Raw genomic sequence first — 13,492 nt, 5'->3', positions numbered from 1 at the left:
TGTTGCCGGGGCGCGTATAAATCCCTAGTATTTGCAGCCATTCGACAAGTATAGGAACGGAGAGCACTATGGCCTGGAACGAACCGGGTGGAAACCGTAACGACAACGATCCCTGGGGAACCGGTGGTGGTCGTCGCGGCGGCAATGATCAGGGGCCGCCAGACCTCGACGAGGCTCTGAAAAAGGGCCTGGACAAGCTCAACAAGATGTTGGGCGGCAAAGGCGGCAAGTCCGGAGGCGGCGACAGCGGCTCCGGGGGCAGCGCCGGTGGTTTCGGTGCGATTTTGGCTCTGGCAGGCATACTGGTCGTCGGTTACGTCGTCTTCCAGTCCTTCTACACAGTCGATGAGCAGGAGCGGGCAGTTGTTCTCCGCTTCGGTGAATATTCCCGTACCGAAAATCCGGGTCTGCGTTTCAAGGTGCCCCTGATTGATGATGTGCGAAAGGTTCGGGTAACCAACGTACGTAGCGCCGAGTCTGCGGGCCAGATGCTGACCCAGGACGAAAACCTGGTGACCGTTGACTTGCAGGTCCAGTACCAGGTCAGCAATGCCCGGGATTACGTGCTGAACGTGCGTGACTCCAACCAGGCGCTGGCTTTCGCTACTGACAGCGCCCTGCGTCATGAAGTGGGCAGTGCGACCCTGGATGAAGTGCTCACCGAAGGTCGTGCCGAGCTGGCGATCAACGTCGAACAGCGGCTACAGGCCTTCCTCCAGGACTACGGCGCCGGTCTGCGGGTCGTCCGTGTCAACGTCGAGAGCACCCAGCCGCCTGCGCCGGTTCAGGATGCCTTCCGGGAAGTTCAGCGTGCCCGGGAAGATGAGCAGCGCTCGATCGAGGAAGCAGAGACCTATCGGAACAAGATTGTTCCCGAGGCCCGCGGTAAGGCTCAGCGTATGATCGAGGAGGCAAATGCCTACAAGTCACGTGTCGTCGAGATGGCGCGTGGTGAAACCGCCCGTTATCTTGACCTGCTGGCAGTCTATGCCGATGCGCCCCGGGTGACTCGTGAGCGTATGTACATCCAGGCGCTGGAGAACGTGATGTCCAACACCTCCAAGGTGTTCGTGGACACCAAGTCCTCCAACAACATGATGTACCTGCCGCTGGATCAGATGATCAAGCGCAATACGGTGACCGGTGGTCGTGACAGTTCCGGTAATACCGGTTCCATGGACGGCCAGGTGGATATCCAGTCACTGACTGACGAAGTATTGCGTGAACTGCGCAATCGTCAGGCTACCAATTCCAGAACGGGGAGATAATCAATGGGTCCGAAGAGTATTATCGGCCTTGCCGGTGCCTTGATCGTTGTTCTGGTGGTCTCGGCCAGTGTCTACATCATTCCGGAAACCCACCGGGGCGTACTGTTGCGCTTTGGTGAGCTGATTGAAACCAACATCCCGGCGGGCATCCACTTCAAGGTGCCGGTGATTGATCAGGTGCGGGAGTTTGACGTAAGGGTACTGACCATGGACCTGCCGGCGCGCCAGTACCTGACCGTCGAGAAGAAGCCACTGGATGTGGATTCCTATGTGGCCTGGCAGATTGCCGATGTCGATACCTTCTACCGGTCAACCGGTGGTGACGAGTTCCGGGCCCAGTCGCTGCTGTCCTCCCGGGTCGACAACGGCCTGCGGAACGAGTTCGGTGTGCGTACCATGCACGAGGTGGTTTCCGGTCAGCGGGACGAGCTGATGCACTCCCTCCGGGACCAGGTGAATGAAACCTCCGTCACCGAGTTCGGTATCCGGGTGCTGGATATCCGGGTCAAGGCGATTGAACTGCCGCAACAGGTCAGTGAGAACGTCTATCGCCGGATGGCAACCGAGCGTGAAAAACTGGCCCAGGAATTCCGTTCCCGCGGTCGTGAGGCAGCGGAAGGTATCCGTGCCGATGCAGATCGCCAGCAAACCGTGATCCTGGCGGAGGCCTTTTCCAAGTCCGAGCAGTTGCGCGGTGAGGGTGATGGCCAGGCAGCGCGCATCTATGCCGATGCCTACAGCGAGAACGAGGAGTTCTACAGCTTCTATCGCAGCATCACGGCGTATCAGAATGCGTTCTCCAGCAAGGATGACATCATGGTCATCGATTCGGACAGCGACTTCCTACGGTTCCTGAAGGATCCTATGGGCGCCACCAACTGATCCGGATTTGAAGCAGTAAACCGGAATACCTTCGTATTCCGGTTTTTTTGTGCCCGACAACCGTGTAAAATTCGGCCGGTTTTGTATCGGGTTTTTCTGACCCACGACTTCGCCGCAAATCCTGAGTGCTCCCCGCGGTCATCTGACTGTTGCGGGAATAACAGACAACGGAATCTCATGACAGTATCTGATCGCTGGTTACTGCCGGACGGGGTAGAGGACATTCTGCCGCCGCTGGCCGGACGGATCGAATCCCTGCGACGGGATGTAATGGATACCTGCCAACGCTGGGGCTACCAGCTGGTTATCCCGCCTCTCATCGAATATCTGGAATCCCTGTTTACCGGTACCGGGCATGACCTGGAACTGCAGACCTTCAAGCTGACCGATCAGCTTACCGGTCGGATGATGGGTGTGCGTGCGGACATGACCCCCCAGGCCGCCCGTATCGACGCCCATACCCTGGGTCAGGAAGGTATTACCCGTCTGTGTTATGCCGGCCACGTGTTGCATACCCGACCGCGCCACATGCTGACCGGCCGCACGCCAATCCAGGCCGGTTGCGAGCTGTTTGGCAGTGCCTCCGAGTCTGCGGATATGGAAGTGATTAGCCTGATGCTGGAAACTCTCCGGGTTGCCGGGCTGCCGCGTATTCACCTGGATCTGGCACATGTGGCGATTTACGAGAGCCTGATCGGTGAGGCGGATTTCGATCGGGATACCGAAGAAACCATCTTTGATGCCATGGCCCGGAAATCGGTACCGGAACTTGATGAGCTCCTGGGTGACTGCCCGGAAGGGTCCGCCGGCAGCCGGCTCCGGAAGCTGGCGCGCGTAAGCGGTGGCCCGGAGGCGCTGATCGAAGCGCGGAAGATCCTCAGCGGTGCCTCCGAGGCACTGGATGCCGCCCTCGACAAGCTGGACCGTGTGGCGAACATGCTGACCCGGGACTTCCCGGAAGTGAGCTTCGGTTTCGATTTTTGTGAGCTCCGGGGCTACAACTACCACACCGGCCTGGTGTTTGCGGCCTATGTGCCCGGCCACGGGGATTCCGTCGCCAAGGGCGGCCGTTACGATGCCATTGGCAGCGATTTTGGCCGTCCACGTCCCGCCACCGGCTTCAGTCTCGACATCCGGGCCCTGGTGTCCCTGGGCGAGCGGGCATTACACAAGAGCGGCGCGGTTTGGGCGCCGGCAGATCAGGATCCGGCCCTGGAAGGGGCGGTTTCGGACCTGAGAAAAACGGAAACGGTTATCCGGGCATTGCCGGAGGATGAGGGTGTTAGCCCTGCCACCCGCGGGTGTGACCGGCAATTGGTGAAGAAGGACGGCGAGTGGGTCGTCGAATCGCTGGACTGAATTGAGAGAGAATCATGGGTAAGAACGTAGTTGTGCTGGGCACCCAGTGGGGTGACGAAGGCAAGGGTAAGATTGTTGACCTGCTGACCGACAAGGTCGCCGCCGTGGTTCGTTTCCAGGGTGGCCATAACGCCGGCCACACGCTGGTGATCGAGGGCAAGAAAACCGCCCTGCACCTGATTCCCTCCGGTATCCTGCGCCAGGATGTCCAGTGCCTGATCGGCAATGGCGTGGTCCTGTCCCCGGAAGCCCTGCTCAAGGAAGTCCGGGAACTGGAAGCAAATGGCGTAGCGGTGCGTGAGCGCCTGAAAATCAGCCTGGCCTGTCCGATCATCCTGCGCACCCATGTCCGCATCGACCAGGCCCGCGAGCGTGCCCGCGGCAACGACAAGATCGGCACTACCGGTCGCGGTATCGGTCCCGCCTACGAGGACAAGGTATCCCGCCGCGGTGTGCGCCTGGGCGACCTGTGCAACCCGGCAGACTTCGAGGAGAAGCTGCGGGAGATCATGAGCTACCACAACTTCGTACTCACGGAGTATTTCAAGGAAGAGGCTGAGGACATCGACGCGGCCCTGGCCGAGCTCAAGCAGATGGGTGAGGAAATCCTGCCCATGGCTGCAGATGTGACCGACCTGCTGCACGACTATCGTAAGCGTGGCGAGAACATCCTGTTCGAAGGCGCCCAGGGTTCCCTGCTCGATATCGACCTTGGCACCTATCCGTACGTGACCTCCTCCAACACCACCGCTGGCGGTACCGCCACCGGTTCCGGTTTTGGCCCGCTGTTCCTGGATTACGTGCTGGGGATTACCAAGGCCTACACCACCCGTGTCGGTTCCGGTCCGTTCCCGACCGAGCTGTTTGACGACATGGGCCAGCATCTGGCGGTGAAAGGCAACGAGGTGGGTACCACCACTGGTCGCTCCCGCCGCTGTGGCTGGTTTGACGCCGTGGCCCTGCGTCACGCTATCCAGATCAACAGTGTCTCCGGCATCTGCCTGACCAAGCTGGACGTGCTGGACGGACTGGAAACCGTCAAGGTATGCGTGGGCTACAAGACCCCGAACGGTGAGATCTTCCGACCGCCCATTGGCTGCGACAGCTACAAGGACATCGAGCCGGTGTATGCGGATCTGCCGGGCTGGAGCGAGAGCACCGTGGGTCTGACCAGCATCGATCAGTTGCCGGAGAACGCCAAGGCGTACATCCGCTTCCTGGAGGAGCAGATTGAGGCGCCCATCGACATCATCTCCACCGGTCCCGACCGCATCGAGACGATCACCTTGCGCCATCCCTTCGGCGAGTAAGCGACAAAAGCTCCGCCATAAACAAGAAAGCCCCGCAAATCGCGGGGCTTTCTTGTTTCAGGGTTTCGTGGCAATGACTGTCGCTCGTTTCGGGCCCGGATAGCCCTCCACGGTTTTCGAAGGATCCTTTGGATCGAGAAAATCCTGCAGCGAATTGAACCGCATCCAGTCCGTGGAACGTTGCTCCCCGGTTGTGGTTTCGGTGACGTCCACCACTTTTGCGTCCCGGAAGCCGGTGCGCTGCAGCCAGCGTAACAGGGTGTCACAGCTGGGCAGGAACCAGACGTTGCGCATTTGGCCATAGCGGTCCTCGGGCATCAGGCTGTAGCCCTCCGGACCGTCCACCACCAGGGTTTCCAGCACCAGTTCGCCGCCCCGGCGCAGGGTGCTCTTGAGTTCCAGGAGATGATCCAGGGGCGAGCGCCGATGGTAGAGCACGCCCATGGAAAAGGTGGTGTCGAAGATCTCCAGGTTGGTTGGCAGGTCTTCCATTCTCACCGGCAACAGATCGACCGGAACCTCCCCGAGATAGTTCTTCACCGCGAGGAACTGGAACAGGAACAGCAGGCCGGGGTCGATACCGATGACCCGCTGTGCGCCTGCGCCATACATGCGCCAGCAGTGATAGCCGGAGCCACAGCCCACGTCCAGGATCTGCCGGCCCTTGAGGTCCGATAGATGGGGCGCGACCCGGTCCCATTTCCAGTCCGATCGCCATTCCGTGTCGATAAACGTATCGAAAAACCGGAACGGGCCCTTTCGCCAGGGCATTAGCCCGCGCAAGCCCGCTTCCAGGTTCTGCTGCTCCGCCTCTGTCAGTGCGCGATCGCTTTCCAGGGTGACAGCCGGGGCATTCAACTGCCCGCGGACATCCGGCAACCGGGGCAGGGTGTCCACAGCCCGCAGCCACCGGCTCAGGTCACCGTGGGGCGCTTCTTCGAACTTGTGGGTGAACTGGGTGCGAAGACCCTCCGCCCAATCCTGCAGGCCCTGGGCATCGAGCTCGGACAGAACCGGGTTAAAATAACGTTGCCAGTCGAAAGTTGTCATGAGTGCATTGCAATGATTATTTGGCCTTGATGGCCAGCATGGAGACAAAGTTGAAACACTGGTACCACAGCAGCACCTGGTCGAAACCGGCGTCCAGCAGGCGCTCGCGGTGAGCGGCCAGGGTCTCCGGAATCAGCACCTGCTCGATGGCTGAGCGCTTCTGGCTGATTTCCAGGTCCGAGTAGCCGTTGGCCCGTTTGAATTCATGATGCAGGCGGGTCTGGATCTCTTGTTCCTGCTCCGACTCGAACCGGATCTTCTCGGACAGGATCAATACGCCGCCGGGACGGGTCGCAGATGCGATACGGGCAAGGAGTTCTGCACGCTGTTCCGGTGGCACGAACTGGAGGGTGAAATTCAGGGTGGTAACAGAGGCATCGCTCAGCTCGGTGTCCAGGATGTCCTCGCAGCGCAGGGTTACCGGTAGCGTCGAGTCGTCGAGGGCAATGTAATGTTCGCAGCGCTCGATCATCGCCGCCGAGTTATCTACCCCGAACAGCTGGCAGTCCTTGTCGCCAATACCATGGCGCATCGCCAGGGTAGACGCGCCCAGGGAACAGCCGAGGTCATAGCAGTTGAACCCGGGCTGGGCGTACTGCTCGGTGATCACCTCGATCATCGGGATGATGGTGGTATAACCGGGCACCGAGCGGCGGATCATGTCCGGAAACACCCGTGCCACGGACGCATCGAAACGGAAATCCTCCGGTTTGCGCTCCGTGGCGAACAGGCGATCGGTAGCCTGTTCCGGTGGTGTCGGGGTGGGTCTTTCCTTACTCATCCGAAGCTCCCTGCTCCGGTACCGCTGGCCCGGTAGGTGAGGGCCGGGCACAGCGGACACCACGATTCTTGTAGTCCACCAGGATGCCCCGGAAATCGGGATCCACATCGGCGGCAATCGCCAGGTAGCCGTTCTCGCAGACCGCATGCAGTTCCGACGCCTTCGGCGACATCCGGAACGGCTCGTCCGGCGTCACGTGGATGGCCTCGAACTCGCCCACAGGCACGTGGTCTTTGTTGTCCGAGTGGTCAATCCGGCCTGCGGTTTCCAGTGCCAGGACGGTGCCGATGACGGAAATCGCCGCGGTGATGATCAGGCTACGGACGGTGTAACGGGCTTCACTCTGGCTCATGCCTACCTCGTTGTGAAGTGAATGAAATTCGGTCAGTACTGGCCCGGGATGCTGATGGCCGGGGCTTGCAGGGCCGCCATCTGTTCCCTCAGGGACAGGATCTGGTCGGACCAGAACCGTGGCTGTGCAAACCAGGGAAAGAAGCGGGGGAAGGCGGGGTCGTCCCAGCGTTTGGCCAGCCAGGCACAATGGGCGATCTGCCGGTAGCAGCGCAGGGGCTCGATCAGGTGACGTTCACGGCGATTGAAGTCCCGGAACATTTCGTAGCCTTCCAGTAGTTCCCCGAGTTGGGCGCCGCGCTCGTGATCTTCGCCATTCAGCAGCAGCCACATATCCTGGATGGCCGGCCCGGAGCGGCAATCGTCCAGGTCGACAAAGAGCATCTGCTCCTCCCGGCACAGGATGTTGCCGGCGTGGCAGTCGCCATGCAGCCGCAGAGTATCCACCGGGCCGGCATCGTCGATGCGGGCGGCGCACAGCTCCAGAAGTTGCGGTATAAGGCTGTCCCAGGCCGGCCGCAGGTCTTGAGGGATCCAGTCGCCCTCAATAAGTAACCGGTTGTTGGTCTCGATACCTTCCATCAGGGCAAAGGTGGGCCGATGCTGAAACGGTTCGCGAGCCCCGATGTTATGGAGTTGCCCGAGCCACTGGCCGAGCCGGAACAGCGTGTCGGTGACACTGGTATCGGGCGCGTGGCCACCCCGCTGGGGAAAGACCGCAAACCGGAAACCGCCATGTTCGGCCAGGGTGTCCCCGCCTGCCATGACCATCGGCGCCACCACCGGGATGCCTGCTTCCTGCAGTTCCAGGGTGAAAGTATGTTCTTCGCGGATGGCGGCTTCGCTCCAGCGGCCCGGACGGTAGAACTTGCCAATCACCGGAGTCTGGTCCTCGATGCCGATCTGGTAAACCCGGTTCTCGTAGCTGTTCAGGGCAAACAGGCGCCCGCTGACCGGAAAGCCCGCTTCCTCCAGGCCATCAAGGATGACGTCCGGGGTGAGGGCATCGTAGGGGTGGCTGGATACGGCCGGTTGCGGGTCGTTGGGCATAGGTAGTGTGGTCAAAGGCCTTTGTCGGTTTTCGATTTCATGCGCAGCAGATGATACCAGTTCTGGTCCAGTTCCCATCGGACATGGTCAATTCCGGAGTCAGCAAGGACGATTTCACCGGCCCGGGCCTGCACCTGTGCCAGCTGCCGTTCCGCCCGTTGCCAGTCCCGGTGGTTGTCCGGGAGGTTTCGCATGCTCGGAAAGATCGCCCTGAGGGCTTCTTCCGTGGATACGGAGTGTGACCGGAGCGAACCCATGATGGCGGTGTCGCCCTCTACCCGCAGCACCCGGTGCTGATAGGGGTAGTTGGCGACCATGTCATCGGATTTCAGCAGCTCGTTAAGGCTGATGACCTCGAAACTGCGCCATCCCAGCCAGCCCACGAACAGTGCAGCGACAACCATAACGGCAATAAACTGTTTGCGGTCCGACATCCATGGGGCTCCGTTAACATCTTCCTGGCTGCAAGTATAACGTTTATGGTGTTTCAGGTAATGTTTACCGGGCATTCAGGGTGAAATCAGGGGAGGGGAGCCGTTGACGGAAACGGATATCCTGGAAACACAGACAGTGGTAATCGGGGCTGGCGTGGTTGGTCTCGCCGTGGCCCGGCAGCTGGCGATGGCTGGCCGGGACGTCATTGTCCTGGAATCCGGCAGCCGGTTCGGCGAGGGTATTTCTTCCCGCAACAGCGAAGTGATCCATGCCGGTATCTATTATCCCGAGGGCACCCTCAAGGCCCGTCTGTGCGTAGCTGGCCGTCGGCAGCTCTATGACTATTGCTTTAGCCGCAATGTGGGGCACCGGAAATGCGGCAAATGGATTGTGGCAACCCGTGCTGAGCAGCAGGCTAAGCTGGAGGGAATACAAAGCGCGGCGTCACTTAACGGGGTGCCTCTTGAACTGTTAGACGGCGCGGACGTTCGAGCACGGGTACCGGATGTTCGGGCGGAGGCAGCACTTTGGTCCCCTGAAACCGGCATTATTGATTCCCACGGCCTGATGCTGTCCCTGCTCGGTGAGCTGGAAGATCATGGCGGGCAGCTGGTGCTGAAGTCCCCGGTGCTTTCGGCTGTGTCTGAGCGTGGTCGCCATCGTCTGACCGTGGGTGGGGATTCGGCCTGCACACTGGTTGCCGATGAGGTCATCAATGCGGCCGGGCTGGGAGCGCCGGACCTGGCGGCAAATTGGCAAGGACTGCCGGACAGTCAGCGACCGGAGCAGTGGTTCGCCCGGGGCGTGTATTTTTCCTACAGCGGCCGGCACCCGTTCGACAGCCTGATCTACCCGGTGCCGGAAGCGGGCGGGCTGGGGGTTCATCTCACCCTGGACCTGGCGGGACAGGCCCGGTTCGGTCCCGATGTGGAGTGGATCGAAACCGAGGATTACACCGTAGACCCGCAGCGCGTTCACCGTTTTGTCGAAGGCATCCGACAGTGGTGGCCCGGACTGGATGCGTCGCGTCTGCAGCCTGCCTATGCCGGAATCCGACCCAAGCTCAAGGGCCCGGAGGGTGGCTTCTTCGACTTCCGTATCGACGGGCCCGGGGAGCATGGTTTTCCTGGACTGGTCAACCTGTTCGGAATCGAGTCTCCCGGGCTGACTTCCTGCCTTGCCATTGCGGAGCTGGTCCGGGACAAGCTGGCCCGGTAACCGGCTTCGGTCAATGCTCAGCCGGGCGTCCTGGCCAGAGCCCAGATTTCCACTTCCCCCGCGCCGGCTGCTTTCAGTTTCAGAGTCAGTGCCCGGGCCGTGGCGCCGGTGGTTACGACGTCATCCACGATGGCGACCCGCGCAGGTGACGTACCCTGTACCTCGAAAACATCCCTCAGATTGGCCAGCCGCTGCGTTCTGTTCAGCTCGCGTTGGGACTGCACCTGTTTTACCCGCCGGACCAGGCCGGCATCAACCGGAATGCCCAGTTGCCCTCCCACCTGTTCGGCGATGTCCGTGGCCTGGTTGAAGCCCCGTTTTCGACGTCGTTTCGGGTGCATGGGTGCCGGCACCAGCAGGTCGGGCATGCTGGCCGGTTCCCCGGCCAGCTGGTCCGCCAGGAACTGGCCGAAGTCTGCCACCAGGGGGCGGGCGAACTTCCGTTGGCCGTGGTACTTGTACCGGCCAATCATGCCATCCACGGGAAACTGGTAGCGCCAGGGAATCCGGGCCCTCTCGAACGGTGGTGGTTCCTCGCTGCACTCGCCGCAGCGCAGGTTGTCTGCCGCCCAGGGCAGGGGTAGCCCGCAGGTAAAACAGCTCCAGCGGTTAACCGGCAGATCCGCCCGGCAGGGGGCGCACAGGCCATGGAAAGCGTTGGCAGACAGGCAGGCAACACAGCGTCCTGCTCTTGCGGCGCTGTTAACCTTTAACTCCTTTAAGGTTGACAGCAGATTCAGTCCCTTTATCATCTGTTTCATCCGTAAACCCAGAGACCGGGAAAGGTTAACAGGACTTGAACATGACCGCGAATGAACTGCGTCACGATTGGACGCTCCAGGAAGCCCGCGCACTTTTCGAACTGCCTTTCAATGACCTGCTGTTCCGTGCCCAGAGTGTGCACCGTCAGCATTTCGATCCCAATGAGGTTCAGGTCAGTACCCTGCTGTCCATCAAGACCGGCGCCTGCCCGGAGGACTGCAAGTACTGCCCCCAGAGCGGTCATTACAACACCGGGCTGGAAAAAGAAAAGCTGCTGGAAATCGAGAAGGTGGTTGCCGAGGCGCAGGCTGCCCGGGAGAAGGGCGCTTCCCGTTTCTGCATGGGCGCCGCGTGGCGTAGTCCTACGAAGAAGGACATGCCCTACGTGCTGGACATGATCCGCGAGGTGAAGTCCCTGGGCCTGGAAACCTGCATGACCCTGGGCATGCTTCAGGAAGACCAGGCGCAGGAGCTGGCGGATGCCGGTCTGGATTACTACAACCATAACCTCGATACCTCCGAGAAGTTCTACAACCACATCATCACCACCCGTACCTATCAGGATCGCCTGGATACGCTGGATAACGTGCGCAAGGCCGGCATGAAGGTCTGCTGCGGCGGCATCATGGGTATGGGCGAGGATGAGGATGACCGGGTCGGTCTGCTGGTCCAGCTGGCCAATCTGCCCCAGCATCCGGAGAGTGTGCCGGTGAATATGCTGGTGAAGGTGAAGGGCACGCCGCTGGAGGATGTTGAGGACCTGGATCCGTTCGAGTTTATCCGGATCATCGCGGTGGCGCGGATCATGATGCCGGCTTCCCATGTGCGTCTGTCTGCCGGTCGGGAGCAGATGAATGAGCAGATGCAGGCGCTTTGTTTCATGGCGGGGGCGAATTCGATCTTCTACGGCGAGAAGCTGCTGACCACCTCGAATCCGGAGGCGGATGCGGATATGCAGTTGTTCCGTAAGCTTGGGATTCGGCCTGAGCAGCGGGAGCAGTGTGCGACCGAGGAGCAGGAGGAAGAGGCAATTGCCGAGGCGGTGGAGTATGAGTCGACCCGGCATATGTTTTATGACGCTACTCGGGAGTCTGCCTGAATCTGGCGTTGAGCTTGGGCTTCGGTGCTAGTGAAGGTCGGGACCCTCTTTCCGGGACACGCTACGAGCACATCCATGTGCGCTTGTTTCGGGCCGTCCATGGCCCTCAACAGTCCCGGAAAGAGGGTCCCGACCTTCACCCGAAGTTGGCAGTTAACTTCAACTCGCTAACGGTCTGACAGCGATGCGTAACTTTGCCAAAGAGATTGAAGAGCGGAAACAGGCGGGGTTGTACCGTACTCGCCGGCTGGTATCCGGTCCCCAACAACCGGAACTGACAGCCGATGGCAAACCGTTGTTGTCGTTCTGCAGCAACGATTACCTGGGGCTGGCTAACCATCCTGCCAACATCGAAACCCTGAAAAACGCGCTCCCGGAAACCGGCCTCGGCGGCGCCGCCTCCCACCTGATCTGTGGCCACCACGACGCCCACCACCAGTTGGAAGAGCGCCTGGCAAAGTTCACCCGTCGCAGTTCAGCCCTGTTTTTCTCCACCGGCTATATGGCCAACATGGGCGTTATTTCCGCGCTGGCAGGCCGTGGCGATACGATTTTCTCGGACCGGTTGAACCACGCCTCGATCATCGACGGCTGCATCCTCAGCCGGGCCCGGATCCGGCGGTATGGGCATGGTGATGTAGCCGCTCTGGAGGCCATGCTGGCGGAGACGAGTGGCCACAAGCTGGTGGTGACCGACGGTGTGTTCAGCATGGACGGGGATGTTGCGCCGCTGCGGGAGTTGGCCCGTGTGTGCCGGGCGCACGACGCTCTGCTGGTGGTTGATGATGCCCATGGCATCGGTGTTCTTGGTCCGGAGGGTCGCGGCAGTGTGCTGGATGCCGGACTGACCGAAGAGGACGTGCCGGTTCTGATCGGGACCCTGGGCAAGGCGGTTGGCACCAGCGGTGCCTTCGTGGCCGGTTCGGAGTTGCTGATGGATTATCTGGTCCAGAAAGCCCGGACCTATATCTACACCACCGCGATGCCGCCGGCTGTCGCCAAGGCGACGTGCACCAGCCTCGATGTCATCGAACGTGGCGATTACCTGCGTTCACACCTGGAGGCCCTGATTGACCGATTCCGGACCGGGGCGAGGGCGCTCGGTTACGAATTGATGGCATCCCACACCCCGATCCAGCCGATCATGGTTGGCACCAACGACGCCGCCCTGGCTCTGAGCAAGGCGCTGGAAGACCGGGGGCTGCTGGTAACCGCCATCCGCCCGCCAACGGTACCAGCCGGCGAGGCGAGGCTGCGGGTTACCCTGAGCGCCGCGCACCGGATGGCGGACGTTGATCGCCTTCTGGCGGCGCTGAAGGAGTGCCGGCCAATGATGGAAGCGCCGGAGACCGCATGGGCGTAATCCGGACACCGCCAGAGTCACTGGGCCAGCCCGTTCCGGCCGCCAAGAGCGATATCGCCCGGGAATTCGGCAGGGCTTCGACTACCTACGAACAGGCTTCCCGCCTGCAGCGCCGGATGGGAGACGCCATGCTGGCGCGCTTGACTCAGCAAAACGCAGCTCCCCGTACCATTCTTGATCTTGGTTGCGGCACCGGTTGGTTTACCCGGGAGCTGCAGAACCGTTTCCCGGAAGCGCACGTTGTTGGCGTGGACCTCTCACCCGGAATGATCGAAAAGGCCAGCTCCTCAAGCCCGCAAAGCATCCAATGGCTCACTGCCGACGCCGAATCCTTACCGTTCTCAACGGACACCTTTGACCTGATTTTCAGCAACCTGATGATCCAGTGGTGCCAACACCCTCAAACCGTCCTGGCCCAATGCCGCCGGCTTCTCCGGCCGGAAGGGCGGTTGGCCATTTCCACCTTGCTGGATGGCACCCTCTGGGAGCTGAAACAGGCCTGGTCCGTTGCAGATCCCGGTCAGCCCCATGTGAACCGTTTCGAACAACCTGAAGACTGGAGCG

Annotated in this window: 14 protein-coding genes; 8 read left to right on the top strand and 6 right to left on the bottom strand. The window is 60.9% G+C overall.

What is annotated here, in order from left to right; translation table 11 throughout:
- The first annotated feature begins 68 nt into the window (after positions 1-68).
- The 4 genes from hflK (at position 69) to ACESMW_RS06175 (ending at position 4,819) form a co-directional block, all read left to right on the top strand.
- Positions 69-1,268: an FtsH protease activity modulator HflK gene (hflK, locus tag ACESMW_RS06190; RefSeq protein ID WP_372986188.1), complete on the top strand. Its 1,200-nt coding sequence runs from the start codon at positions 69-71 to the stop codon at positions 1,266-1,268.
- A 3-nt stretch (positions 1,269-1,271) separates the two neighbouring features.
- On the top strand, positions 1,272-2,150 hold the full coding sequence (gene hflC, locus ACESMW_RS06185) for a protease modulator HflC (protein ID WP_372986187.1): 879 nt from the start codon (positions 1,272-1,274) through the stop codon (positions 2,148-2,150).
- Between the two features lie 177 nt (positions 2,151-2,327).
- Positions 2,328-3,509, top strand: a complete 1,182-nt coding sequence (locus ACESMW_RS06180) for an ATP phosphoribosyltransferase regulatory subunit (RefSeq protein WP_372986186.1) — start codon at positions 2,328-2,330, stop codon at positions 3,507-3,509.
- A 14-nt stretch (positions 3,510-3,523) separates the two neighbouring features.
- Positions 3,524-4,819, top strand: a complete 1,296-nt coding sequence (locus ACESMW_RS06175; RefSeq protein WP_372986185.1) for an adenylosuccinate synthase — start codon at positions 3,524-3,526, stop codon at positions 4,817-4,819.
- Between the two features lie 57 nt (positions 4,820-4,876).
- Here the strand turns inward: ACESMW_RS06175 and cmoB are convergent, their stop codons facing one another.
- The 5 genes from cmoB to ACESMW_RS06150 are packed head-to-tail and all read right to left on the bottom strand — an operon-like array spanning position 4,877 to position 8,485.
- Positions 4,877-5,869: a tRNA 5-methoxyuridine(34)/uridine 5-oxyacetic acid(34) synthase CmoB gene (gene cmoB, locus ACESMW_RS06170; RefSeq protein WP_372986184.1), complete on the bottom strand. Its 993-nt coding sequence runs from the start codon at positions 5,867-5,869 to the stop codon at positions 4,877-4,879.
- A 16-nt stretch (positions 5,870-5,885) separates the two neighbouring features.
- Complete coding sequence (cmoA, locus tag ACESMW_RS06165) at positions 5,886-6,650, bottom strand: carboxy-S-adenosyl-L-methionine synthase CmoA (RefSeq protein ID WP_372986183.1); 765 nt, start codon at positions 6,648-6,650, stop codon at positions 5,886-5,888.
- Positions 6,643-7,002, bottom strand: a complete 360-nt coding sequence (locus ACESMW_RS06160) for a kinase (RefSeq protein WP_372986182.1) — start codon at positions 7,000-7,002, stop codon at positions 6,643-6,645. Before ACESMW_RS06160 ends, cmoA begins: the two co-directional genes overlap by 8 nt.
- A gap of 32 nt (positions 7,003-7,034) precedes the next feature.
- On the bottom strand, positions 7,035-8,051 hold the full coding sequence (locus ACESMW_RS06155) for a serine/threonine protein kinase (protein ID WP_372986221.1): 1,017 nt from the start codon (positions 8,049-8,051) through the stop codon (positions 7,035-7,037).
- Between the two features lie 11 nt (positions 8,052-8,062).
- Entirely contained in the window at positions 8,063-8,485 is a 423-nt protein-coding gene (locus ACESMW_RS06150) for a hypothetical protein (protein ID WP_372986181.1), read from the bottom strand.
- 103 nt (positions 8,486-8,588) lie between these two features.
- Here ACESMW_RS06150 and ACESMW_RS06145 point away from each other — a divergent pair, with 103 nt between their 5' ends.
- On the top strand, positions 8,589-9,704 hold the full coding sequence (locus ACESMW_RS06145) for an NAD(P)/FAD-dependent oxidoreductase (RefSeq protein WP_372986180.1): 1,116 nt from the start codon (positions 8,589-8,591) through the stop codon (positions 9,702-9,704).
- A gap of 17 nt (positions 9,705-9,721) precedes the next feature.
- Here ACESMW_RS06145 and ACESMW_RS06140 read toward each other — a convergent pair whose 3' ends face one another.
- Positions 9,722-10,456 carry a ComF family protein gene (locus ACESMW_RS06140; protein WP_372986179.1) on the bottom strand — a complete coding sequence of 245 codons (735 nt, stop codon included), beginning with the start codon at positions 10,454-10,456 and terminating at the stop codon, positions 9,722-9,724.
- 50 nt (positions 10,457-10,506) lie between these two features.
- Between ACESMW_RS06140 and bioB the strand changes: the two genes are divergently transcribed.
- The 3 genes from bioB to ACESMW_RS06125 form a co-directional block, all read left to right on the top strand.
- Positions 10,507-11,565 (top strand): biotin synthase BioB, encoded by a 1,059-nt coding sequence (gene bioB / locus ACESMW_RS06135; RefSeq protein WP_372986178.1) that lies wholly within the window; start codon positions 10,507-10,509, stop codon positions 11,563-11,565.
- 184 nt (positions 11,566-11,749) lie between these two features.
- On the top strand, positions 11,750-12,928 hold the full coding sequence (gene bioF / locus ACESMW_RS06130; protein WP_372986177.1) for an 8-amino-7-oxononanoate synthase: 1,179 nt from the start codon (positions 11,750-11,752) through the stop codon (positions 12,926-12,928).
- A partial coding sequence (locus tag ACESMW_RS06125; RefSeq protein WP_372986176.1) for a methyltransferase domain-containing protein occupies positions 12,919-13,492 on the top strand: 574 nt, incomplete at its 3' end. The genes bioF and ACESMW_RS06125, both read left to right, overlap by 10 nt.

Origin of the sequence: Marinobacter sp., from assembly GCF_041690455.1 — a bacterium.
Classification (GTDB): Bacteria; Pseudomonadota; Gammaproteobacteria; order Pseudomonadales; family Oleiphilaceae; genus Marinobacter.
Note: the sequence above shows the minus strand (reverse complement) of the source record. Positions and strands in the feature narration are given on the sequence as shown.

Bases quoted from the DNA above. Each gene is read 5' to 3' on its own strand.
- hflK (WP_372986188.1), top strand. From the start codon at position 69: ATGGCCTGGAACGAACCGGGTGGAAACCGTAACGACAACGATCCCTGG.
- hflC (WP_372986187.1), top strand. From the start codon at position 1,272: ATGGGTCCGAAGAGTATTATCGGCCTTGCCGGTGCCTTGATCGTTGTT.
- ACESMW_RS06180 (WP_372986186.1), top strand. From the start codon at position 2,328: ATGACAGTATCTGATCGCTGGTTACTGCCGGACGGGGTAGAGGACATT.
- ACESMW_RS06175 (WP_372986185.1), top strand. From the start codon at position 3,524: ATGGGTAAGAACGTAGTTGTGCTGGGCACCCAGTGGGGTGACGAAGGC.
- cmoB (WP_372986184.1), bottom strand. From the start codon at position 5,869: ATGACAACTTTCGACTGGCAACGTTATTTTAACCCGGTTCTGTCCGAG.
- cmoA (WP_372986183.1), bottom strand. From the start codon at position 6,650: ATGAGTAAGGAAAGACCCACCCCGACACCACCGGAACAGGCTACCGAT.
- ACESMW_RS06160 (WP_372986182.1), bottom strand. From the start codon at position 7,002: ATGAGCCAGAGTGAAGCCCGTTACACCGTCCGTAGCCTGATCATCACC.
- ACESMW_RS06155 (WP_372986221.1), bottom strand. From the start codon at position 8,051: ATGCCCAACGACCCGCAACCGGCCGTATCCAGCCACCCCTACGATGCC.
- ACESMW_RS06150 (WP_372986181.1), bottom strand. From the start codon at position 8,485: ATGTCGGACCGCAAACAGTTTATTGCCGTTATGGTTGTCGCTGCACTG.
- ACESMW_RS06140 (WP_372986179.1), bottom strand. From the start codon at position 10,456: ATGATAAAGGGACTGAATCTGCTGTCAACCTTAAAGGAGTTAAAGGTT.
- bioB (WP_372986178.1), top strand. From the start codon at position 10,507: ATGACCGCGAATGAACTGCGTCACGATTGGACGCTCCAGGAAGCCCGC.
- bioF (WP_372986177.1), top strand. From the start codon at position 11,750: ATGCGTAACTTTGCCAAAGAGATTGAAGAGCGGAAACAGGCGGGGTTG.